Annotated in this window: 15 protein-coding genes and 1 pseudogene; 3 read left to right on the top strand and 13 right to left on the bottom strand. The window is 52.6% G+C overall.

Annotated features, from left to right (window positions below):
* Positions 1 to 144: 144 nt before the first annotated feature.
* From aspA to KDD30_RS24000, 6 genes are all read right to left on the bottom strand, one after another.
* A complete protein-coding gene (gene aspA / locus KDD30_RS24025; RefSeq protein ID WP_211651123.1) occupies positions 145 to 1,575 on the bottom strand; it encodes an aspartate ammonia-lyase in 1,431 nt (476 codons plus the stop codon).
* Positions 1,576 to 1,964: 389 nt separating this feature from the next.
* Positions 1,965 to 3,254 (bottom strand): dicarboxylate/amino acid:cation symporter, encoded by a 1,290-nt coding sequence (locus KDD30_RS24020; RefSeq protein WP_211651122.1) that lies wholly within the window; start codon positions 3,252 to 3,254, stop codon positions 1,965 to 1,967.
* A gap of 307 nt (positions 3,255 to 3,561) precedes the next feature.
* Positions 3,562 to 4,977 carry a sigma-54 dependent transcriptional regulator gene (locus KDD30_RS24015; RefSeq protein ID WP_211651121.1) on the bottom strand — a complete coding sequence of 472 codons (1,416 nt, stop codon included), beginning with the start codon at positions 4,975 to 4,977 and terminating at the stop codon, positions 3,562 to 3,564.
* Positions 4,974 to 6,686 carry a transporter substrate-binding domain-containing protein gene (locus KDD30_RS24010; protein WP_211651120.1) on the bottom strand — a complete coding sequence of 571 codons (1,713 nt, stop codon included), beginning with the start codon at positions 6,684 to 6,686 and terminating at the stop codon, positions 4,974 to 4,976. The genes KDD30_RS24015 and KDD30_RS24010 overlap by 4 nt, the downstream gene beginning before the upstream one ends.
* Before the next feature lie 224 nt (positions 6,687 to 6,910).
* On the bottom strand, positions 6,911 to 7,369 hold the full coding sequence (locus tag KDD30_RS24005; RefSeq protein WP_211651119.1) for a GNAT family N-acetyltransferase: 459 nt from the start codon (positions 7,367 to 7,369) through the stop codon (positions 6,911 to 6,913).
* Positions 7,366 to 7,836, bottom strand: coding sequence for a GNAT family N-acetyltransferase (locus tag KDD30_RS24000; protein ID WP_211651118.1), 471 nt, complete (start codon positions 7,834 to 7,836; stop codon positions 7,366 to 7,368). Before KDD30_RS24000 ends, KDD30_RS24005 begins: the two co-directional genes overlap by 4 nt.
* Positions 7,837 to 8,242: 406 nt before the next feature.
* Between KDD30_RS24000 and KDD30_RS23995 the strand changes: the two are divergent.
* The 3 genes and pseudogenes from KDD30_RS23995 to KDD30_RS23985 all read left to right on the top strand — a co-directional run bounded on the left by KDD30_RS23995 (position 8,243) and on the right by KDD30_RS23985 (position 12,663).
* A pseudogene (locus KDD30_RS23995) lies at positions 8,243 to 9,162 on the top strand (LysR substrate-binding domain-containing protein).
* Positions 9,163 to 11,246: 2,084 nt separating this feature from the next.
* Positions 11,247 to 11,843, top strand: a complete 597-nt coding sequence (locus KDD30_RS23990) for a recombinase family protein (RefSeq protein WP_211651117.1) — start codon at positions 11,247 to 11,249, stop codon at positions 11,841 to 11,843.
* Positions 11,844 to 11,868: 25 nt separating this feature from the next.
* Positions 11,869 to 12,663 (top strand): siderophore-interacting protein, encoded by a 795-nt coding sequence (locus KDD30_RS23985; RefSeq protein ID WP_211651116.1) that lies wholly within the window; start codon positions 11,869 to 11,871, stop codon positions 12,661 to 12,663.
* A 107-nt stretch (positions 12,664 to 12,770) separates the two neighbouring features.
* Here the strand turns inward: KDD30_RS23985 and KDD30_RS23980 are convergent, their stop codons facing one another.
* The 7 genes from KDD30_RS23980 to KDD30_RS23950 all read right to left on the bottom strand — a co-directional run bounded on the left by KDD30_RS23980 (position 12,771) and on the right by KDD30_RS23950 (position 22,653).
* Positions 12,771 to 13,484 carry a GMP synthase gene (locus KDD30_RS23980; protein WP_211651115.1) on the bottom strand — a complete coding sequence of 238 codons (714 nt, stop codon included), beginning with the start codon at positions 13,482 to 13,484 and terminating at the stop codon, positions 12,771 to 12,773.
* A 15-nt stretch (positions 13,485 to 13,499) separates the two neighbouring features.
* Complete coding sequence (locus KDD30_RS23975; RefSeq protein WP_211651114.1) at positions 13,500 to 14,675, bottom strand: iron-containing alcohol dehydrogenase; 1,176 nt, start codon at positions 14,673 to 14,675, stop codon at positions 13,500 to 13,502.
* A 21-nt stretch (positions 14,676 to 14,696) separates the two neighbouring features.
* Positions 14,697 to 16,088 (bottom strand): aldehyde dehydrogenase family protein, encoded by a 1,392-nt coding sequence (locus tag KDD30_RS23970; RefSeq protein WP_211651113.1) that lies wholly within the window; start codon positions 16,086 to 16,088, stop codon positions 14,697 to 14,699.
* Positions 16,089 to 16,116: 28 nt separating this feature from the next.
* On the bottom strand, positions 16,117 to 17,484 hold the full coding sequence (locus tag KDD30_RS23965) for a glutamine synthetase family protein (protein WP_211651112.1): 1,368 nt from the start codon (positions 17,482 to 17,484) through the stop codon (positions 16,117 to 16,119).
* Positions 17,485 to 17,531: 47 nt separating this feature from the next.
* Complete coding sequence (gene eat / locus KDD30_RS23960; RefSeq protein ID WP_211651111.1) at positions 17,532 to 18,965, bottom strand: ethanolamine permease; 1,434 nt, start codon at positions 18,963 to 18,965, stop codon at positions 17,532 to 17,534.
* A 1,315-nt stretch (positions 18,966 to 20,280) separates the two neighbouring features.
* A complete protein-coding gene (locus tag KDD30_RS23955) occupies positions 20,281 to 21,237 on the bottom strand; it encodes a LysR family transcriptional regulator (protein WP_211651110.1) in 957 nt (318 codons plus the stop codon).
* 246 nt (positions 21,238 to 21,483) lie between these two features.
* On the bottom strand, positions 21,484 to 22,653 hold the full coding sequence (locus KDD30_RS23950; protein WP_211651109.1) for a serine hydrolase: 1,170 nt from the start codon (positions 22,651 to 22,653) through the stop codon (positions 21,484 to 21,486).
* Between the last annotated feature and the right edge of the window lie 188 nt (positions 22,654 to 22,841).

Raw genomic sequence — 22,841 nt, 5'->3', positions numbered from 1 at the left:
TTCAGCAAATGTCATTATTGGCGTCACAGCACGACAAGACTCAGGACAGAGAGGAGAGAGGAGGGAGAAAAGAAAAAACCTCCCTGCGAACAGGGAGGGTGTAGGGCGGTACTAGACCTTTTGTTGTTATTCTTTGGATGTGTTTCAGCTATACAGCTTGGCTTTATACACCGGGCGCATCAGATTCTGTGCCGAGAAGATATCGTTCAGATCATCTTCACTCAGTAACCCGCGCTCCAGCGCAACTTCCTTCACGCTGCGGCCGGTTTCTGCACAAATCTTACCGACGATATCGCCTTCATGATGGCCGATGTACGGATTCAGATAAGTCACGATACCGATTGAGTTAAACACGTAATCTTCACAGATCTGACGGTTCACGGTAATACCCGACACACATTTGTCCGCCAGATTGATGCAGGCATTGCCCAGCAGTTCAATCGATTCAAACAGTGCCTGGCCAATCACAGGCTCCATCACGTTCAGTTGCAACTGGCCTGCTTCCGCAGCCATGGTCACTGTGGTGTCATTGCCGATCACCTTAAAGCACACCTGATTCACCACTTCCGGAATCACTGGGTTTACTTTTGCTGGCATGATGGATGAGCCCGCCTGCATTTCAGGCAGGTTGATTTCATTCAGACCAGCACGCGGGCCGGATGACAGCAAGCGCAGGTCATTCGACACCTTGGACATTTTCACCGCCAGACGTTTCAGGGCCGCATGTACAGTCACATAAGCGCCGCAATCTGAGGTCGCCTCAATCAGATCTTCTGCCGGTACGCAGTCCAGACCTGTTGCTTCCGCCAGATATTGCACAGCCAGCGCCTGATAACCCGCGGGGGCATTCAGACCAGTACCGATGGCGGTTGCACCCAAATTCACTTCCAGCAGCAGCGCGGCAGCGTAATGCAGGTTTTTAATCTCTTCTTTCAGTAGCACGCTGAAGGCACGGAATTCCTGGCCGACCGTCATTGGCACGGCATCCTGAAGCTGGGTACGGCCCATCTTCAGCACGTCGGAAAATTCTACGCTTTTCGCATCGAATGCTGCCTGCAGATGCTCAATTGAGCCCAGCAGTTTCATGATGCTGTGATAGACCGCAATGCGGAAGCCTGTCGGATACGCACAGTTGGTCGACTGACTTTTGTTCACGTGATCATTCGGGTTAATGATGTGGTACTCACCCTTTTCACGACCCATCAGTTCCAAGGCAACGTTTGCGATCACTTCATTGGTGTTCATGTTGACCGAGGTGCCAGCGCCGCCCTGATAAACATCTGAAATAAACTGATCCATGCACTTGCCGGTTTCCAGAATCAGATCGCAGGCCTGAATAATCATCTGACCAACATCGGATGGAATCGAACCCAGCGCCATATTCGCTCGTGCGGCTGCTTTTTTGGTAAAAACCATGCCACGCACAAATTCCGGAATATCCGAAATACGCATGGATGAAATATTAAAATTCTCGTAAGCGCGCAGGGAGTGAATACCGTAATATGCATTCGCAGGGATTTCACGTGTGCCGAGCAGGTCTTCTTCAATACGTACCTTTTGGGCAATGTCTAACATAGCGGTCACCTTTGACTCTGGGTAGAAAAGACGGAAATACAATGTTCTTTTTACCCGGCAAAAGGAAATGCTGAAAAGTAAGCGATGATGCAATTAATGCATAGCGGAAATGATTGCATTCAACAGAAAATTATAGTTATTCCGTTTTTTCAGCCCTCTGCAGTGAAATCCTATTTCAAACCAACGGATAATTAATCAGCTTTATCCCATTCCAAGGCATGATTACCCAAACGGCTCTGCGATCACTTTTCTGGCCTTCCCACCTTTCATCAAAACAATGTGCATCATGAAATTTATCCTTCGTCACAAATTCGATTTTCCCATGCATCAGAGGAATGAAAAAGGCCAGCTGAAAAGCTGGCCTTTGCATTCTTTTTCACGATGAGCCGTCAGGCGGTTTCTTCTTTCACTTTCAGGTTTTCGCCCTCAGCACTGTAATAGATGCTTTCATCCAGCTCGCCCTCACTGCGACCAACCAGAACAGACACCATCAGGTCGCCACAAACGTTCACAGTGGTCCGGGCCATGTCCAGAATCCGATCGATACCGGCGATAATTGCCAGACCTTCCATTGGCAGGCCAACCGTCGTCAGCACCAGCGACAACATAATCAGACCAGCCCCCGGCACGCCTGCCGTACCAATCGACGCCAGTGTCGCCGTCATGACAATGGTCACGTAGTCCGCAAATTCCAACTGGATACCAAAAGCCTGAGCAACAAACAGTGCTGCAACCCCCTGATACAGGGCCGTGCCGTCCATATTGATGGTTGCACCCAGCGGCAAGACAAAACTGGAAACACCTTTCGAGACACCCAGATCTTCACGGGCACATTTGATACTCGCAGGCAGCGTCCCTGAACTACTGGTTGTTGTGAACGCAACGGCAGCCGGTGTCATGATCCCTTTGATATAAGGCACAGGATTCAAACGGCCCACCACCTGAATTACAGCAGGATAGAACAGCAATACCAGGATCACACTCCCCAGATAGGCCACCCCAATCACCTTGAACAGCGGCAGCAGAATTTCCAGGCCGTATTTACCGGCGACCCAAGCCATCAGGCCGAAAATCCCGTAAGGCGCGAGCTTCATCACCAGTTCGGTCAGTTTGTACATGGCTTCCGCCAGACTTTCAAACACTTGTACTGCTGGTTTGCCTTTTTCACCACACAGGTTCAATGCAACACCCAGACCCAGCGCAAACACAATAATTTGGAGAATATTCCCCGCAGCCAGCGCGCTGATCGGGTTATTCGGAATCAGACTGAGAATGGTCTGAACCAGAGTTGGCGCTTCTTTCGCATCTGCGGCAGCAGCAGAAGCTGTCATTCCCAGTCCGGCGCCCGGTGCCAGAATATGCGACAGGCCCAGACCCACACTGATGGCCACAGCGGTCGTGCCCAGATAGATCACAATTGACTTTGCGCCAATCCGGCCCATTTTCCGGGTGTCTTGCATTGAAGTCACACCCACAACCAGCGAACAAAATACCAGGGGCACAATCAGCATTTTGATTGCATTCACAAACAATGTACCAATCGGTTTCAGCAGCTCGGCATCCGGGCCCATCAGACTGCCGGCGATCACCCCCAAAATCATCCCGACCAGAATTTTTTTCCACAATGCCAGTCGGCCCCAAACCCCTTTCGGCGACGGCTTCACGCTTGCTTGATCCATGTTGATCCCTCTTCCATTGGCAAAAGTCAGGACGTTCTGTTTCAGGAACGCTCACTGCTTTGCTCATCATGATGCGTGGGTTGTCCCACATTTAAAGAAGCAGAATTGTTGCAAGCATGATGCCAAATTGTTCCAATGGCATATCTATTTGATTTTTATCATTTTTATGTTTTAAAAAGACAGTGGCCCGTGATGCAATGGGGTATAACCAAAGGAATACCTATTGAAAGACACGCGATAAGCACTATAAAAACAAAGGGTTATATACATTCCTTTGGTTATAGTCTTAAGACAGGTTATAGGGGTTTCATTCACCCATTTGGGTTTTCTTCAACCGCTTACTCAACGCAGGCTGCGAAATCCCGAGCAGTCTGGCCGCCAGTGACTGATTGCCGTCTGAGCGGCGCATCGCTTCCTGTGTCAGTAAATCCCCGATGTCCTGTAACGAAGGCAAAGGCAGATCCGGATCGAACAGCATGACTTCTGCCTGCGCGACAGATTCAGGATCGGACTTTTGCTGCGCCAGTACCCGTCGGAACACATCCATCGACAGCATTCTGGCGCGATGCTGACTCATCGCATCATAGGCCAGCGCCCGTAATTCCCGAATGTTGCCGGGAAAGGTGTAATTAGCCAGCAACACTGGCAGCTCCTTAGGAATCGTTGGCTTTTCTTTGCCCAGCTCATCGGCGGCTTCCTGCAAAAAATGCTCGAGCAGTAGCGGAATATCCTGACGGCGTTTTCGCAGTGGCGGAATATCGACCTGATGCGTTTTAAGCCGGTAATACAGATCTTTGCGGAACTCACCAGCCTCCTGTTTCCGGACCAGATCCTGATGCGTGGCCACCACAATTCTGGCTTTCAGGCGTTTGGGCCGGTCGCTGCCAAGCGGGTAATATTCCCCCTCCTGAATCAGCCGCAGTAATTTCACTTGCGAGGCCTGACTCAGATCGCCAATCTCATCCAGAAAGAGCATCCCGCCCGCGGCCTGCTCAATCAGCCCGCCGCGAGCCGCATCTGCTCCGGTAAAAGCCCCGCGATGATGGCCGAACAAGGTATCCGCAAAGACATTGTCGTCCAGCCCGGCCACATTCACGCTGATCAACGGACCATTCCGGTTGCTTAAACGATGCAGCGCCCGGGCAATCAGCTCTTTGCCGACCCCGCTTTCACCGCATATCATCACGGGCTGGCTGCTGGGAGCGACCGACTCCAGATACTGAAACACCGAGCGCATCGCCTTATCCCGAGTGATGATCCTGGCGAACACCTCCGGCCTTTCCAGTGTATCGGTGAGAAAACGGCGACGCAGAGCGTAATTTTCTGCCTGCATCTCCTGCAGTAAAATGACGCGCTTCACCCCTTCCACCAGCCGGTTCTCTTCCGTGGTTTTCACGAAATAATCATGGGCCCCAAGCCGGATACAATTCATTGCCGTTTCAGCCTGATTCAGACCGCTGATAATGATCACTGCGACTTCCGGAAATTCGGCTTTGATCTGCGTCAGCAAGGCTTCACCGGACAAATGCGGCATCGTCAGATCCAACAGCACCAGCCCGATATTTTCCCGCTCTATCATTGCGATCGCTTCACGGCTGTCCTGACACTGAAATATATGGTTAATCCCGCCACGGCGTTCCAGCACAATGCTCAGACTTCGTAAAAAAGCCGGTTCATCATCAACCAGTAAAACGCCAAATGCCGGGTATGGATTGCTATTCATGAATCAGAATTCCTTTGATGGGCAGGCAGTGCCAGTGTCACGCAGGTACCTTGCTGAGGAATGGAGTCGTAAGTGAGTGTCCCGCCATGTTCACTGACAATACTGAACGAAATCGACAGTCCCAGCCCGGTTCCGCCCTGCTCCCGTTTGGTGGTAAAGAAAGGATCGCTCAGACGCGACACATGCTCAGGATCAATGCCCTGTCCCTGATCCCGTACTACCAGAGTAAGTTTTCTCTCCACAGGGAGGTATGCAGTCCGGACCTGAATCGCCTGTTCCGGTGAACTCAGGGCCTGACAGGCATTGATGATCAGATTAATCACCACCTGTTCAATGCGTTGTGCGTTCCCTTCAAAATCAGGGAGGTTATCGCCGTAAGTTACCGAAAAGTGATGCGTAGACTGGGAAATCGTGCGATCCACTAAACGAATCGCTGCCGCTGTGACTGTATTCAGATCCACATGATCACGGCAATTGGTGGGTTCCTGACGGGCGAAATCTCTTAAATCGTCCACAATGCGACGAATCCGCTGGGTGCCTTCCAGCATCTCATCCAGCATCGATGGAATTTCATCCCGCATCCGGCTGTAAGACAAACCGCCCAGCGAAAAATCGCCATGCTGCTGGTAATGCGCTTCCAGAATGTCTTCCGCATCCTGATAGGCATCTTTCAGCAACGGCAGATTCAGCAATAACAGACTGCTGGGATTATTGATCTCATGCGCCATCCCGGACACTAAGATGCCCAGAGACGTCATTTTATCGGCCTGAATCAGTTGCTGTTGCTGCAATTGCTGCGCTTCTGTTCTGCGGGCCACCTCCCGGCTGAGGGCACGGTTCCAGATCATAATGCCGCCCAGCACCAGCAACAGAATCCCCGACACCACAGCGGCAGCCATGCCCAATTGCTTCCAACTCACGCTCTGGTTTTCCAGCGGTCCCAGCCATTTGTCGTAAATCGCCTGCTGGCGGCCCGTGTTTTTCAGAATCGCCAGCCCTTCGCTGAATTGGGCCAGCAGATCTTCATTCCCTTTCAGCACCGCATAACCGTAATGCTGCGCGCCCAGCGGCCGTCCCACCGGAATGATATTCGACAGCTCCAGGGCCTTGCCGGTATACAATCCGGGCAGATTGGCGACCAGCGCGTAATCATGTTGACCGGAGGCCAGCAACCGGAGGGCATCGGCATGAGAGTCCACCAGAACCAGTCCGGCACCGGGTTGCTGATGGTTCAGAAAGTCATGCATGGCACCGCTGTGCTGCACGATGACCGATTTGCCGCTGAGGTCAGCTAAACCCAAAATCGGTTCAGCCCCTTTTCGGGCAAAAACAGACTGATGCACAATGGCGTGCGGAGGAGAAAAGCTATACCGCTGTTGCCGGGCACTGGATTGCACCATCCCCTGTACGATATCAATCTCGCCCTGATCCAACTGACGCCGGATATCTTCCCAGCCACCCATCCGGAATTCAATCTGAATGCCCATGACTTCAGCGATCGCACGGGTTAGCTCGGTGTTGTATCCATCCGGCTCGCCATCGTCATTGATAAACTCGTAAGGCGGATAATGATGATCGCCACCAATCACGATCACTTCGCGGCCTTGGGCTGCCAGCACACTGACACTACTCAGCAAAGCCAGACCGGTAACCAGACAACGAGTCCAGTTCCGCCATACAGCACGACAGTCATCTACGCTCAGAGGCATGCTGAGTTCCTTTATCCGCCCGGTTTTATCGCAGCCTTCTCAGCCGGAAACCGTCTCTTGAGACATGCAGGAGAAAGGTGATTCTCCTCCCAATTGAATGACCAGATATTTTATAGATTTGTCATCAATAGCCAAGGGAGGATCAATCGGAATGCAGCAAGAATTCGATCTGAATTGAAGAAAATACCCGTTTCACAGCATTGGTGCCCGTTGGGCAGAACAATCTATTGCTCCGCAAAATTCAAACGCAATCGGAGCATATCCCGGTGCTGTAAGCCATGCTCAAAAATGGGTTCCTCATAATGGTCCGTAAAAAAATCTTTCACGACGGATACCACCCGAAACCCCATTTTCTGATAAAACGTCAGCTGGTAGCCAAAAGTGCCCGTGCCCAGCTCGACAACATCCACACCGAGCTTTTTCAGCCGGGGAAACAATGCTGACAGCAGCTGTGAGCCAATGCCCTGCTGCTGATAGAGCGGATCAACAGCCAGATTGAAAATCTCATAAATGCCGGGTTTCGTCTCTTTGGCGACACAGACACCCAAAATTTCTCCCCCAACAACCGCCGCCAGACAATACGCATCATTCAAGTAAGCCCGAATACAGGTTTCTGACGGATCAGCTTCAAGCAACAACGCCATAGGAACCAGTGTTGGATCGACATGTCGGAATTCAATCATCGTAAAGTCAGCACCATGTTCAGTTCTCCATCGGTTTGACCGGCCACCTGAAAGCCCGCCTGTTCATAGCGACGTTTCGCCGGAAGATTATGCGGAAACACATTCAGCTGAAGGACATGCGCCTGATGAGCGGCAACCGCGATGCGCTTTGCCGCATCAATCAGAATCTGGCCGACTCCGTACCCCTGATAGGCAGATTTCACATACATCTGCGTGATCAACGCCACGTGAATTTCCAACGCTGAGACACCACAGAGTCCAATCAGTAATTCACCATCAAAAGCGCCCAACATCGTATAGTGCGGATCCTGCGATGCAATTTTCTGTTCAAAATGCATTTGAGGTAACTGCCGCTGCGCCTCATAACTGGCACCAAAACACTCGGGATGCAAACGCAGACTTTCCAGACGAACTTCCCGGTAAGGCTGAAGATCGGCAGGCGTTAGCGCCCGTACTTTTACATGCATCTGATGTTCCCTGAAGATTCCTTTCCCTCCGCATCTTAACCATAAATTCAATGGGTTGCACAATAAAAGTCCGACCCTCACCCTGAATCTCAGAGCGGTTCCATCCCTGAACCGGCCCATTTCAGGATAAGAAGCGGTGATAGTCCGAAGCACGGGGTGGCTCAGAAGTCAGCCCTAAATCCCGCTGTAAATGGGGTGACAAATGTTCTGCAGGTCGCAGTGACTTTTCTTTGTCAGGTCCGCATTTTTCAGATTTTGACTGCCAGAACAGCTGAAAATTAAAGATTCGGTTCATCACAAGTCTGATCATGTTTTATCCCTCAATTCACATCTCTTGCGGGAATTATGCGTATAATGGCGTTTATCAACGAACGATGATTTGTGACACCAACTATAAGCTGAAATTATGGACAATCGACTCCAGCACTTATCCGGTTTGCGCTACTTTGAGGCAGCAGCCCGCCGTCAGAGCTACAGTAAAGCCGCGGAAGAACTGTTTATCAGTCAGGCGGCTGTCAGTCAGAAAATTCGTCAACTGGAGGAATCTCTGGGATGCAAACTGTTTTACCGCCAGGGTCGAAACATGATGCTGACCCCTCAGGGATCCAGTCTGTTCACCGATGTTTCCCGCGGATTCGACCAGATTCTCGCAGGGTTGAACCGTATTCAGGCCGAGCCTCTGGAAGGCATTCTGACCGTGAACACTTCCCGTTCATTCGCCTCACGCTGGCTGATGCCGAGATTATGGAAATTCACCATGATTCATCCCGATATCTCGATTCGGGTGGATGCCACCGCAGAAAACCCGGACATGAAATACGGCCGGGCAGATTTGGCAATTCGTCAGGGATTTAAAAATGACTTCGGCGACAGTATTCAATCCTGCATCTTATATGAAGAGCCGGTTTATCCGCTCTGCTCACCAGAACTGGCGCATGCCATCAAGTTCACGCACCCGGAACAATTGCTGAAATGCTGGCTGGTGCACTGGGCGGAAACCTGCAATTTAACCTGGGCGCGATGGTTTGAGGCTGCGGATGTCCACATGCCGGAGAGTAATCTGCAATGGATGGAAGTGAGCACCTTCGAAATGGGTCTGAATGCTGTGATGGCAGGTCATGGCGCCTGTTTAGGCACCTTGAGTCTGGCGGGGATTATCTGGACAATGGGCTGCTGGTTCAACCCTTTGATATCGGCCTGGTGCCCGGTATCCGCTACACCCTGTTTTACGATCCGACTTCCCCGCGCATGGCCCGTGCTCGGGCCTTTATCGACTGGCTGAAACAGGAAGTGAGTCTGCTTCAAACCAAGCCGACGCTCGTCTGAGCGTCCGCGCGTCATCCCCGCTCTTCCCCCGTCGTTCCCGCGCAGGCGGGAACCCAGTGACGTTGATGCGCCAGAGCCTCGTCTGAGCGCTGGGATGAGTGTACAGAATGGCTGAACCTCGTTGTGGTTTTATCTGTGCAATGATGATTTTCTCATGCTGTTAACCCGGCGCTCTATGGATTCCCGCCTTCGCGGGAATTACTGTAAGCGATTGATTTAAAATAATAAAAATATAGATAAACTTGAGGTGTCGCTCCAGCTCTTCCCCCGTCGTCCCCGCGCAGGCGGGGAACCAGTGACGTTGATGCGCCAGAGCCTCGTCTGAGCGCTGGAATGAGTGTACAGAATGGCTGAACCTCGTTGTGGTTTTATCTGTGCAATGATGATTTTTTCGTGCTGTGAACCCGGCGCTCTATGGATTCCCGCCTTCGCGGAAATGACTGTAAACAATTGATTTAAAATATAGATGAACTTGAGGTGTCGTTCCAGCTCTTCCTCCGTCGTCCCCGCGCAGGCGGGGAACCAGTGACGTTGATGCGCCAGAGCCTCGTTGTGGTTTTATCTGTGCAATGATGATTTTCTCATGCTGTTAACCCGGTGCTCTATGGATTCCCGCCTTCGCGGGAATGACGGTAAATGTTTGATTTAAAATATAGATGAACTTGAGGTATCGCTCCAGCTCTTCCCCCGTCGTCCCCCGCACAGGCGGGGAGCCAGTGACGTTGATGCGCCAGAGCCTCGTCTGAACGTTGGGATGAGTGTACAGAGTGGCTGAACCTCGTTGTGGTTTTATCTGTGCAATGATGATTTTTTCGTGCTGTTAACCCGGCGCCCTATGGATTCCCGCCTTCGCGGGAATGACGGTAAATAGTTGATTTTAAATATAAAAATATAGATAAACTTGAGGTATCGCTCCAGCTTTTCCTCCGTCGTTCCCGCGCAGGCGGGGAACCAGTGACGTTGATGCGCCAGAGCCTCGTCTGAGCGCTGGGATGAGTGTACAGAATGGCTGAACCTCGCTGTGGTTTTATCTGTGCAATGATGATTTTTTCGTGCTTTTAACCCGGCGTTCTATGGATTCCCGCCTGCGCGGGAATGACGGTAAGCGGTTGATTTAAAATAATAAAAATATAGATAAACTTGAGGTGTCGCTCCAGCTCTTCCTCCGTCGTCCCCGCGCAGGCGGGGAACCAGTGACGTTGATGCGCCAGAGCCTCGTCTGAGCGCTGAGATGAGTGTACAGAATGGCTGAACCTCGCTGTGGTTTTATCTGTGCAATGATGATTTTCTCATGCTGTGAACCCGGCGCTCTATGGATTCCCGCCTTCGCGGGAATGACGGTAAATGGTTGATTTAAAATATAAAAAATAGATGAGCTTGAGGTGTCGCTCCAGCTCTTCCTCCGTCGTTCCCGCGCAGGCGGGGAACCAGTGACGTTGATGCGCCAGAGCCTCGTCTGAGCGCTGGAATGAGTGTACAGAATGGCTGAACCTCGTTGTGGTTTTATCTGTGCAATGATGATTTTCTCATGCTGTTAACCCGGCGCTCTATGGATTCCCGCCTTCGCGGGAATGACGGTAAATAGTTGATTTAAAATATTAAAAAGCTAATTTTGAGGTGTCATTCCAGCCATCTCACGGTAACCACTTGTCTCCGTCGTCCCCGCGCAGGCGGGGAACCAGTGACGTTGATGCGCCAGAGCCTCGTCTGAGCGCTGGAATGAGTGTACAGAATGGCTGAACCTCGCTGTGGTTTTATCTGTGCAATGATGATTTTTTCGTGCTGTTAACCCGGCGCTCTATGGATTCCCGCCTTCGCGGGAATGACTGTAAACCATTGATTTAGACTATTAAAAATCACCACCGCGTCTTTATATGTCGTCTCCATCTCACTCGTCATCCCCACGAAAAATACAGACGTTCACATCGACTCCGTATAAGGCTGTTATGCTGCAGAAAAACCGCCAAACAGTTCATTTGGTGTTGAATGTTGATTTATGAGCCACTACAATCCAACTCAAATGAGCCACACCAAATGAACCATTACTCTGCGTTCAACGCCGTATAAAACGCGAAGGAGTCACCATGCCCAATCTGTATGGCTATATTCGGTTGTCACCGAAAATGACCGATCCGGAAGCCTTAGTCCGGCAAATCACCGAAGTCAGCCCTGATCTTCAGCTGTTTCGGGAAACCGGGATCCGAGGCAATATTCCGGCCGAAGCACGTCCGCAGTACCGCGCTCTGTGTGAAGCGCTGCAGCCGGGCGATCAGTTGGTCGTGCGATGGATTACCGATCTGGGTTTTCACTTTGATGCCTGCCACCAGACCCTCCGGCAACTGCTGGATCAAGGCATAATCGTCCGCACACTGACCCAGCCACTGACATTCAAAGCGGAATGCCCGATCACGGATGCCTTGCTACTGATGCTGAAAGGCTATGCCAGCTCGCAGACACAGCAGCGATTATGGGCCGCCGAAGCCAGCCGTCACACACTGCGCAAAGACTCGGCCGCCTGGCAGGAGAAATTCCGGGGCCGCCGCGCGAACCATGCGCTGCATCGTGAAATCGCGCAGTTACTCCGGTCCGGTAAAACCCTGCAAAGCGTGGCCAAGGAAACCGGTGCCAGTCTGTCGACCGTCAAACGTGTCAAAGCAAAGATGCAGCAAAACGATCTGTAATACTTCTATTCAAAAGAGCCGACTCATGCAAAAACGATTACAACCCAAAACATTCACCGTGCAACAAACTTTTAACCTCTCCCCGGCGATGCGCCGTATCGTGCTGACCGGCGAAGCGGTCCGCCAGCTCCCGGCTGACAGCGCCGGACAATATGTAAAACTGCTCTTCACGCCGGACGGCAGCACCGACCTCAGTGGGCTGGCAGACGATCAGCGCCCCGTCCTTCGCACTTACACCATCAGCGAGTTTGATGCCGGAAACGGCACATTGGCGATTGATTTTGTGAAACATCACCACGCAGGGGAAGTCAATCCGGAAACCGGTGGCTACGCCAGCCACTGGGCGATGCATGCCAGCGTGGGGGACACCATTTCACTGGGTGGTCCAAATACCATTCAGGGGCTGTCTGACGGGTGTGACTGGGTGTTGCTGATTGGCGATATGACCGCTTTGCCTTCCATTCAATTGAAACTCGCCCGCTTCGCGGCAGACGCCAGGGGTTATGTGGTGCTGGATCTGCACAGCAATGCAGATTTGCCTGATCTCAAGCTGCCCGCAGGCATAACGCTGATCGTCCGAACCTCAGAAAGCACCGCATCTCTGTCTGAACGCGTGAGCGCGCTGACCTGGCTGTCCGGCACGCCGGCCATCTGGTGCGCGTGTGAATTCAGTCAGATGCGGGCAATTCGTCAGCATCTGAATCAGCAGCCGGATTTTGATCGCAAAACCTGTTATATCAGCAGCTACTGGAAGGAAGGCGTCACGGAAGACGGACACAAAGTGCTTAAGCGGGATGATCAGGAAAGCTATGCCGGATAAATCACACTGCGAATCCCTGTACACAGCGCAATGGAAAGGACTATGTGAGAAAGATCATGTGAATAAAAACCCTGCCAGCCTGTTCATCCGGCAGGGTTTTCCCTGCTTTATGTGTTTCGAAGGAAATCCAGCATCCAACGGGTGACGCGCTCAGCATCAACCGGCTTTTGCAGGGAGGTTAAGCCGTTATCCAGCACCTCAGCCGGTAACGACGCTTTACGTGCCAGCATCAAATCCTTTGAGTAGGGCTTACTAAATTCAGGATGCCCCTGAATCCCGAGGAAATGCGGCCCGACCTGAATCATGGCATAAGGACAGAAGTCGCTTCCGGCAAGCACCACGGCGCGATCCGGCAATTTCACCACCTGATCCTGATGACTCACCACCAGTGATAACGCGTCTGGAATGGCCGCCATGAGATGAACACCATCCGGCAGGGCCATTAAATCATGGGTCGCCACACCAACGCCCCAGCCCTGCGGTGCCTGAATGACCTTGCCCCCCAACGCTTTGGCAATCAGCTGATGACCAAAGCAGATCCCCACCAGTTTCTTGTGTCGTGCATCCAGCTCGCGGATAAACGCCAGCAATGGCGGGATCCAGGGTAAGTCATCATTCACACCATGACGACTGCCGGTGGTCATGTAGACATCGCATTCATCCACATCTGCGGGCAGTTCGCCATCCAGCGCGCGGTAAAACACCAGCTCAAGCTGGTCGTCGGCATGGTGCAGCAGTTGCTCGAACATGGCCGGATAATTGCCGTGTGCGGGTTGCAGGTCGTCGCGGACATCATCACACTGCAGAATGCCTATTTTCATCCCCATTGTGTCTCCTCAGACTCTCGCTGTGGTCAGTCGGCCAGTCACTGCATCGACAAAGATCTGGCTGTATACTTCCGCAGAAAATTCAATCGGATTGCCCCCGGCGGACGGATCCTGCACGGCCATTTCCCCCACCTGTCCGGCTTCTTCAACCGTGATATCAATCTCGGCCAGTGTATGCGGGATATTCAAAGCGGCGCGGAAATCCAGGATCCAGTTCAGGAAGCTGTCAAAACCCGGTTCCGGCAAATCAAGATACCGGGCCAGATGCGTGATCTTGTCTTCAATCACACTGCGGTTTGCCGCCAGAACATAGGGCATCAGAATGGCATTGAGCAGCCCATGATGTTTGTTGTACAAGGCGCCCAGCGTATGCGCGATGGCGTGCATGCCGCCCAACCCGCGCTGAAACGCCGTCGCCCCCATGCTGGATGCCACCAGCATTTGGGTGCGCGCTTCCAGATCGTCCCCCAGGGCAACCGCCTGCGGCAGATAAGTTTTGATCAGACGAATTCCTTCCAGCGCAATGCCTTCCGCCATGGGGTGATAACTGGTCGCACAGTAAGCCTCCAGATTATGCGACAGTGCATCCATGCCGGTTGCCGCGGTGATATGCGGTGGCAGGCCCGTTGTCACCAGCGGATCAAGCAAAACCCGGACCGGCAGCATCTTGGGATGGAAGATAATTTTCTTCACATGATTTGCGCTATCGGTAATGACCGATGCGCGGCCCACCTCAGACCCGGTGCCTGCCGTGGTCGGAATCGCAATCACAGGAGCGATGGCCTCGGCATTGGCCTGCTGCCAGTTGTCTTCGACATCTTCAAAAGCCCACAGAGGCAGGGCCTGACCCGCCATCAGGGCGATGGCTTTGGCCGCGTCCAGACTGGAACCGCCCCCAAAGGCAATCACGCCATCGAACCCGCCCTGACGGTATACCGCCAGTCCGTCCTCAACATTCTCTCCGGTCGGGTTGCCCTGGATTTTGCTGAAGACTTCGCAGCCAATACCGGCTTCCCGGCACAGTGCCACGGTTTTTGTCACCATCGGTAATTCAGCCAGACCGGGATCTGTCACCAGCAACGCCCGGCTGATCCCGGCGCCGCGGCAGGCTGACGCGATTTGATCCAAACAGCCTGCACCAACAGTCATCGGCGTCGGATAATTCCAGTTTCCTTGTAAAGCCATCTTGCGCTCCTTTGTGCCGGTTTAAGCCAGTGTTTTGATATGGAAAGATTTCGGACGGGTCAGGGCATCAAAGCCCAGTACCGACAAGGTACAACCACGGCCGGATTGCTTCACGCCGGTCCACGCCAGTCCCGGATCGAGATAGTCGCAGCGATTGATAAAAAAGGTGCCGGTTTCAAGCTGTTCACCCAGTGCAATGCCGCGCTCAATATCCTGCGTGAACAGGCTGGCTGTCAGCCCGAAATCGCTGTCGTTCATCAGCGCAATCGCTTCTTCATCACTGCTGACCTTCATGATGCCGACCACAGGCCCGAATGATTCTTCATGCATCACCCGCATCGTGTGATCCACCTGGGTCAGGATTTGCGGCGCAAGATAAGGCGTGCCCGGTTTGCTGAGCGGAAAACGGGTTTCATCAATCTGCGCGACCGCGCCCTGTGCGACCGCTTCCTGAATCTGCTCGCGGACAAACTCAGCAGCGCTGGTCCGAACCAGTGGCCCCAGCGTCGTTTCCGGATCATCAGAACGTCCCAGCCGGTACTGGTTGACGATGGCGACCGCTTTCTCGACGAAAGCATCATGAACGGATTCATGAACATAAATCCGCTCGATGCCACAGCAGGACTGACCGCTGTTGAAAAACGCACCGTCAATGGCCGTTTCCGCCGCAACATCCAGATTGGCATCGGCGCGAATGTAGGCCGGGTCTTTGCCACCCAGTTCCAGTCCCACCCCGATAAAGCGCCCGGCAGCGGCCTGCTCCACATGCGCCCCGGCAGGGACCGAGCCGGTAAAGGCGACGTAATCCACCTGCGCCGACTGAATCAGGGCCGTGGTGCTGTCGTGACTCAGATGCAGCACCTGAAAAACGCCTTCAGGCAATCCGGCAGCCTCAAAGGCTGCTTGAAATCGTTCCGCACACAAAGGCGTTTGCGCGGAGTGTTTCAGAATCACACTGTTCCCGGCCAGCAGGGCTGGCACAATACTGTTCACCGCGGTCAGGTACGGATAATTCCACGGCGCGATCACGGCAACCACACCCACAGGTTCACGGGTGATGTAACGGGTAAAGCCCGGTTTTTCCGGCAGTGTGATCGGGGCCAGCGCCGTTTCACTGGCTTCAATCATAAAACGGGCACGCTCAGCCAGGCCGCCCACTTCGCCTTTGGCGAAACGAATCGGCCGTCCCATCTGCCAGCAGATCTCCTCGCCAATCACATCCCGGTTGGCTTCAAACCATTCAACGGCTTTGAGGCAGATCGCTTTCCGCTCGGACAGTTCCGTGTTGGCCCAGTGTTTCTGCGCATTGCTGGCCTGCGCCAGCGTCTGCTGAATCTCGGCCGCTGTTGCCAGTGGCCGGGTGACATATACGCTGCCGTCAACCGGCGAAATCGTCTGTTGCATGTTTGTCATTACGGGTCTTCCTTTCGCTCCGTGGGCCTTAAATGATTTCGAAATAGCGGTCCATTTCCCAATCCGTCACATGTTTTCTGAATTCTCGCTCTTCCCACTCCCGGCTGGCCGCGAAGTGATCGACGAACTCATCTCCAAACATAGTACGAGCCGCTTCCGACTGCCTGAATCGCTGCGCGGCATCCCACAGGGTGCGGGGTAATTGCAGCTCTGGTGCATGCGTCTGTTCATACGCATTGCCTTTCACCTGCTCAAACGGTTCCCATTGCTGCATGATGCCGTACAGACCAGAAGCCACGGCCGCGGCCAGCGCCAGATACGGATTGGCATCCGCTGCACCTAACCGGTGTTCAATCCGCTGTGATTTCTCACTGCCGGGGATCACCCGCAGCGCTGTGGTTCGGTTTTCCACACCCCAGGTGGCATCGGTAGGTGCCCAGTAACCGGGAATCATCCGAGTATAGCTGTTAATGGTCGGCGCAATCAGGCAGAGAAATTCCGGCATCAGCCGTTGTTGCCCGGCCAGAAAATGACGCTGAATCTTGCTCATGTTGTGGGTTTGCGTGGGATCGTAAAACGCTGAAGAACCATCTTTGTTTTTCAGCGAAACGTGAATATGACCACTCTGGCCCGGATAATCGCCGGACCATTTCGCCATAAAGGTCGCCATCAGATCCCGCTTCTGCGCCAGCACCTTCATGAAGGTTTTGAACAGCGCCGCTTTGTCGGCGGCCGCCTCTGCACCATCAACGGCCAGTGCCGCTTCCAGCACACCCGGCCCCGTTTCTGAGTGGATCCCTTCAATCGGGAAGTCCATCTGTTCGCCCATTTCAAGAATGGCCTGATACAGGTTCGAATGAACCGAGTTCCGGATCATCGAATAGCCAAACCAGTCCGGCGTAATGGTTTCCAGATTGCGGAATCCTTTTTCACGTGCAGAGTGAGGCGTTTCGTTGAAGACAAAAAATTCGTACTCCAGCGCCGAAAACACCTCAAATCCCATTTCATCCGCTTGCTGCAGCACCCGGCGCAATGCGCCTCTCGGGCAAACCTGCTCCGCGGCCTCGGCAAATTCGGCAATGAACAACAACATCCCCGGCTCTTCGTAGACCTCGCGGCAGGTCTGCGGCAGAATTTTAACCGGCGCATCCGGATAGCCGGTGTGCCAGCCGGTATAAGTGGTATTGTCATAAAGCTGATCTTTAGAATCCCATCCCAGCACCACGTCACAAAAGGCAAATCCATTTTCCAGCGAGGAAAAGAATTTCGACTTCGACATATATTTCCCGCGCATGATGCCGTCATTGTCGAACAGGCCAACTTTGACATGTGTCAGGCCACGCGCTTCAACGATGGCCATCGCATCTGCGATTGTCTTCACTTCTCTGGCTTCCATGTATACCTCTTTTGTTTAAGTCACTCGTTCCTGAGTCTGGGTGTGAATTAACTGAGTTCAGATTCCGCGCTGGAGATCAGGTCAAACTCTTCTTCCGGTGCATTCGCAACAATCCGGTGGCGGCTGTAGAACGCGAAGTAAGACAGCATGACGGCATAGAACAGGGCCGACCACAGCGCCGCCTGAAGGCTGACCACAAAGGTCGAGGCCAGTGCCACCAGCGACAGCACCAGCGCAATGCCGGAAGTCAGGGTGCCACCCGGCGTTCGGTAAGGACGCGCCAGGTCCGGTTCTTTCCGGCGCAGCAGAATGTGCGACAGGCTCATCAGCGCGTAAGACACAGTGGCACCGAACACGGCCATGGTGATCATCAGATCACCCTCGCCGGACAGGGACAACAAAAAGCCAATCACGCCGGGAACAATCAGCGCCCAGACCGGCACTTTGCGCTCGCCGGAAAGCGACAGGAATCGCGGCAGATAACCGGCACGGGACAAGGCAAACACCTGACGCGAATAGGCGTAGATAATGGAGAAAAAGCTGGCAATTAAGCCAAACAGGCCGACAACGTTCACGAACTTCGCGGCCACAGAATCAGTCCCGTAGACAGCTTGCAATGCCCCGACCAGTGGTGCACTGTGTGATTTCATGGCCTCGGCACCTGCACCCCCAGGCACCAGAATCAGTACAATGGCAGCAAAGACAATCAGAATCAGCATCGACGCAATGATACCGCGTGGCATATCCTTGGCTGGATTGGTCGCTTCTTCTGCGGCCAGCGGAACCCCTTCAACAGCCAGAAACAGCCACATGGCAAACGGCAGCGCAGCCCAGATCCCAAGGTAGCCCTCTGGCAGGAAAGCACTGGCACCGGCAACATCAGCACGAACTGGAATATCAAAAAGGTTGTTGATGTCGAAGTGCGGCAGCATGCCAAAGGCAAACACAATAATGGCAATTACGGCGAGCAGCGTAATGCCCATCATGATCCGCAAGGCTTCCCCTGCACCCCATAAGTGAATGCCCACAAACACGCAATAGAAGGCGGCATAAACGATCGGGCCATCAATCCCAATCAGTTCATTCACATAACCACCAATGAAAATCGCGATGGCGGCAGGGGCAATGGCATATTCCAGCAAAATGGCTGTGCCCGTCAGAAACCCGCCCCACGGCCCCATGGCCCGACGGGCAAAACTGTACCCCCCGCCTGCGGTCGGGATGGAAGATGACATTTCCGCCAGACTGAGAATCAGGCATAAATACATCAATCCCATCACGAGCGTTGCCAGCAGCATGCCGCCAAATCCGGCACGCTCCAGACCAAAGTTCCAACCGGCAAAATCGCCGGAAATCACATATGACACCCCCAGACTGGCCAGTAAAACCCAGCCAGCGACTCCTTTTTTGAGCTGTCGCTGATTCAAATAATCGTCAGAGACGGTGTTACTTTCGACTGCTTGTGTGTTGCTGTCAGACATAACGGATCCTCTTCAACGTCAATCGGGTCAAAACGCTTATTGTTGTTAATCAGTTGTTAACTTAAAGGCGCTGTTCAACCCCCGGCAACAAGAATCAGTTCTGCTAACAATGGGGTATAAATTTTCTTAATAGTATGGTTGCCCGACGGTGTCGGGATGACATTAATCCATTGAATTGAAACACAAACATGTTGGCCTTTTTCTCCCTGTCGCCCTCACTATTCATCCGTCGGTCTCACTTGTCCTGTCGTCCCCCGCTTCCCCCCGTCGTCCCCGCGCAGGCGGGAACCAGTGACGTTAAAAAAACTTCCCGCACGCAATAAAGCCGATCAAATTCACTCCGTGTAACGCTCTGATACCGTGCCCTGTGGATTCCCGCCTGCGCGGGAATGACGGTAAAGAGTTGATTTAAAATATAAAAACATAGGTGAAATTGAGGTGTCGTCCCCGCTTCCCCCGTCGTCCCCGCGCAGGCGGGGAACCCGTGACGTTAAAAAGACTTCCCACACGCAATAAAGCCGATGAGATTCACTCCGTGTAACGCTCTGATGCCGTGCTCTGTGGATTCCCGCCTTCGCGGGAATGACAGTAAGCAGATGATTTTAAATACAAAAATATCACTGTAACTTGAGATGTCGTCCCCACCTCCCCCGTCGTCCCCGCGCAGGCGGGGAACCCGTGACGTTAAAAAAACTTCTCGCACGCAATAAAGCCGATCACATTCACTCCGTGTAACGCTCTGATGCCGTGCCCTGTGGATTCCCGCCTTCGCGGGAATGACGGTAAATAGTTGATTTAAAATATAAAAACATAAGTAAAACTTGAGGTGTCGTCCCCACTTCCCCCGTCGTCCCCGCGCAGGCGGGGAACCAGTGACGTTAAAAAGACTTCTCGCACGCAATAAAGCCGATCAAATTCACTCCGTGTAACGCTCTGTTGCCGTGCCCTGTGGATTCCCGCCTGCGCGGGAATGACGGTAAGCAGATGATTTTAAACACAAAAATATCACTGTAACTTGAGATGTCGTCCCCACCTCCCCGTCGTCCCCGCGCAGGCGGGGAACCCGTGACGTAAAAAAACTTCTCGCACGCAATAAAGCCGATCACATTCACTCCGTGTAACGCTCTGATACCGTGCTCTGTGGATTCCCGCCTTCGCGGAAATGACAGTAAACAGTTGATTTAAAATATAAAAACATAGGTGAAGTTGAGGTATCGTCCCCACCTCCCCCGTCGTCCCCGCGCAGGCGGGGAACCCGTGACGTTAAAAAAACTTCTCGCACGCAATAAAGCCGATGAGATTCACTCGGAATAACTCATCCCGCATAGAGTTCTTTGTCCAGCCAGGGCAAGGCATCGCGAATTTGCGGTAAAAAGCGCTCGCTGATAATCTGGCGGCTGTCCTGCGCCAGAATCTGAGGCAGATTCCCCAGCTCATGATGCCGGCTGACCAGCGTCAGATTCCTGAAAAATGGTTCATCCCGCGGCAGAGGCAGGCACGTCAGTTTTTCCCGTGTCAGCCCGCACTGAAACAGGCAGAGCGGCGTGGTGATGGTCCAGCCCAAGCCAGCAGCCACACTGGAAAGCACAGCGAAGGTATTATCGAGTTGCATCCGGATAGGAATACTGAGGTCCAATCGCCGCAGATAGCGCTCAATCGTCGCACCGATCAGTGAATCTGCGGTATATCGGACAAAATCCAACTGACTGATTGCCTGATGCAAGTTCTGAATCTGATGGGCAAACTGGCTGGGAATCACCAGCACGAAAGGTTCACGCAGAATACGGTGGCGGCTGAGGTGCTCGTTATTATCCAGCGCATCATCAGAAATAATGATATCCACATTCCGCGACAACAGCGCCTGGGCATGCATATGCGAGCGGCCGGTACTGATACACCAGTTTTCACTATGGCGTTTGATCACTTCCACCAGAGGCTGGCCAAGTGACGTGGCCAGCGAGTCCACCATGGCGACTCGCAGCAGGTGCAGTTTCTGAAAACTGCCTTTGGTCATCACACCATGGGTTTTCTCGGCTTCCGCCAGCAAATGGCAGGATTGGTCATAAAAGTATCGCCCCGCCACAGTCAGCTCTACAGGCCGGACACTGCGATCCAGCAGCATCACCTTGAGGTTTTGTTCCAATGCCGAGAGGGTTTGCGACACCGAAGACTGTGTCAGCCCCAGCTGTGTGGCCGCCATCGTCATGTTGCCGCTTTGTGCCGTCGCGACAAACACCTCAAGCGAGCGCAGGTCAAATCCGAATCCTTTCAACGCGTTCTTCCTTTTCCATCCCTGTGACGCAACAACATTCATTTCAGGGGCGCCTTGCATCCATCAACCCATTGCCGTCCTGAATACTGCGTACACCGGTAAATTTCATTAAGGTATCAATAACCCATAAAAATACCTCAATATCAATGATATCGGTCACTGTTTCGAGATGATGGGAAAGAACGATCCTGCGTTAATCGGCGGATCAAAACACGCCATCACAATTGAAAAGCCTGATCTCTGTCCTCACCGACTTTCAGCAACATACTCGACATTCTGGAGTCCAAGTGCCGGTAAGATATACTCGGCCAAGAGCTGCAACGGGTAATCTTCATCCTGATTGAGATAGGCCCCTGAAGTCATGGCAAAGATCAGTTGATGCTCCGGAACCACAAACATTTCCTGGCCGCCACTGCCACGCATCCCTGCAATCGTCACTTTCCGTCCATCGACACGAATATCCGGCAACCACCAGTGATAACCATATTCAATCGACTTCCACGACCAGAACTTACCACGCGGAGTAAAGCTCTGTTCAACCCATTGCGGATCGAGCAGTTGCTGACCCTGCCACTCCCCCTGATTTAAATAAAGCTGGCCCAGTTTGGCTAAATCACGGGTTCGCAGATACAAACCTGAGGACCCTAAGTACTGTCCCGTTCTTTCATGCGCAAACCAGTCATAATTTGTGATGTTTAACGGACCAAACAAAGCTTGTTCCGCGTAATCACGTAAATTCTGTCCAGAAACCCGTTCAATCACACCGCCTAACAAAACACTGGCACCCCCCTGATAAATAAAGGTTTCACCGGGTGGAAAAGCCATGGGTCGATTGAGAATATATGTATAAGGATCGGGCGATAACCACATTTTCATGGCATCGCTGTTCTGAACCCCCCATTCCATCCAATCCAGCCCAACATTGAACATCAGTGCATTTTCTAGCGTGACTTCCGATTTGCGCTCCCGGTCAGCAATGGCCTCCTGCTGAAAATAACTGAACAGTGGCTGCTTGAGATCCGGAATATCACCAGACTGTAAAAGTCGACCGATCAAAGTCGCTGTCACTGTTTTTGTCACTGAGCGCATCTGATGGGAGGTATCCGGGCCCGGCGGATAATGTGTTGGCATTGGGGTGCCGGTTGGCGTATTCGCAGCCTGATAATATTGTTCAAACACCAACTGGCCGTTTTTGGCAATCAGCAGCGAGTGAACATGCTTCCGCTGACTGCGACTGACAAATTGATGAAGTGAAACCAACTTATCTTCATCAAAACCCTGTGCACTGGGTTCGTTTTCGGGCCAGTCCTGCTGACTCGAAATTTGAACCCAGCGAAAATCACTCATATCCACATAGTTTTGAATGTAAAACGAGGCAGCGATCGCGCCCAGAGAAAGAAAAATCAATTTTTTCAAGACCCACCCTGATATCCGTACAATTCAAAGACGATCACCTATATCAAGCATGTTCATAAAAGAAAAGATACGAAACAAATTTTAGATCGTTGAAGCACAGAACCATTTTCAATGAAAGACAGAGATTCACGCGTCTATTGAATTCAATCACAGTCCAATCCACTCAATCAGGCCAATGATTTCTGTGA

The sequence above is a fragment of the Photobacterium sp. GJ3 genome (genome assembly GCF_018199995.1).
Lineage (GTDB): Bacteria > Pseudomonadota > Gammaproteobacteria > Enterobacterales > Vibrionaceae > Photobacterium.
This window is presented reverse-complemented; position numbering and strand designations above follow the sequence as displayed.

Bases quoted from the DNA above. Each gene is read 5' to 3' on its own strand.
- KDD30_RS23975 (WP_211651114.1), bottom strand. From the start codon at position 14,675: ATGGCTTTACAAGGAAACTGGAATTATCCGACGCCGATGACTGTTGGT.
- KDD30_RS24020 (WP_211651122.1), bottom strand. From the start codon at position 3,254: ATGGATCAAGCAAGCGTGAAGCCGTCGCCGAAAGGGGTTTGGGGCCGA.
- KDD30_RS23990 (WP_211651117.1), top strand. From the start codon at position 11,247: ATGCCCAATCTGTATGGCTATATTCGGTTGTCACCGAAAATGACCGAT.
- KDD30_RS23980 (WP_211651115.1), bottom strand. From the start codon at position 13,484: ATGAAAATAGGCATTCTGCAGTGTGATGATGTCCGCGACGACCTGCAA.
- eat (WP_211651111.1), bottom strand. From the start codon at position 18,965: ATGTCTGACAGCAACACACAAGCAGTCGAAAGTAACACCGTCTCTGAC.
- KDD30_RS24000 (WP_211651118.1), bottom strand. From the start codon at position 7,836: ATGCATGTAAAAGTACGGGCGCTAACGCCTGCCGATCTTCAGCCTTAC.
- KDD30_RS24005 (WP_211651119.1), bottom strand. From the start codon at position 7,369: ATGATTGAATTCCGACATGTCGATCCAACACTGGTTCCTATGGCGTTG.
- aspA (WP_211651123.1), bottom strand. From the start codon at position 1,575: ATGTTAGACATTGCCCAAAAGGTACGTATTGAAGAAGACCTGCTCGGC.
- KDD30_RS23965 (WP_211651112.1), bottom strand. From the start codon at position 17,484: ATGGAAGCCAGAGAAGTGAAGACAATCGCAGATGCGATGGCCATCGTT.
- KDD30_RS24015 (WP_211651121.1), bottom strand. From the start codon at position 4,977: ATGAATAGCAATCCATACCCGGCATTTGGCGTTTTACTGGTTGATGAT.
- KDD30_RS24010 (WP_211651120.1), bottom strand. From the start codon at position 6,686: ATGCCTCTGAGCGTAGATGACTGTCGTGCTGTATGGCGGAACTGGACT.
- KDD30_RS23970 (WP_211651113.1), bottom strand. From the start codon at position 16,088: ATGACAAACATGCAACAGACGATTTCGCCGGTTGACGGCAGCGTATAT.
- KDD30_RS23985 (WP_211651116.1), top strand. From the start codon at position 11,869: ATGCAAAAACGATTACAACCCAAAACATTCACCGTGCAACAAACTTTT.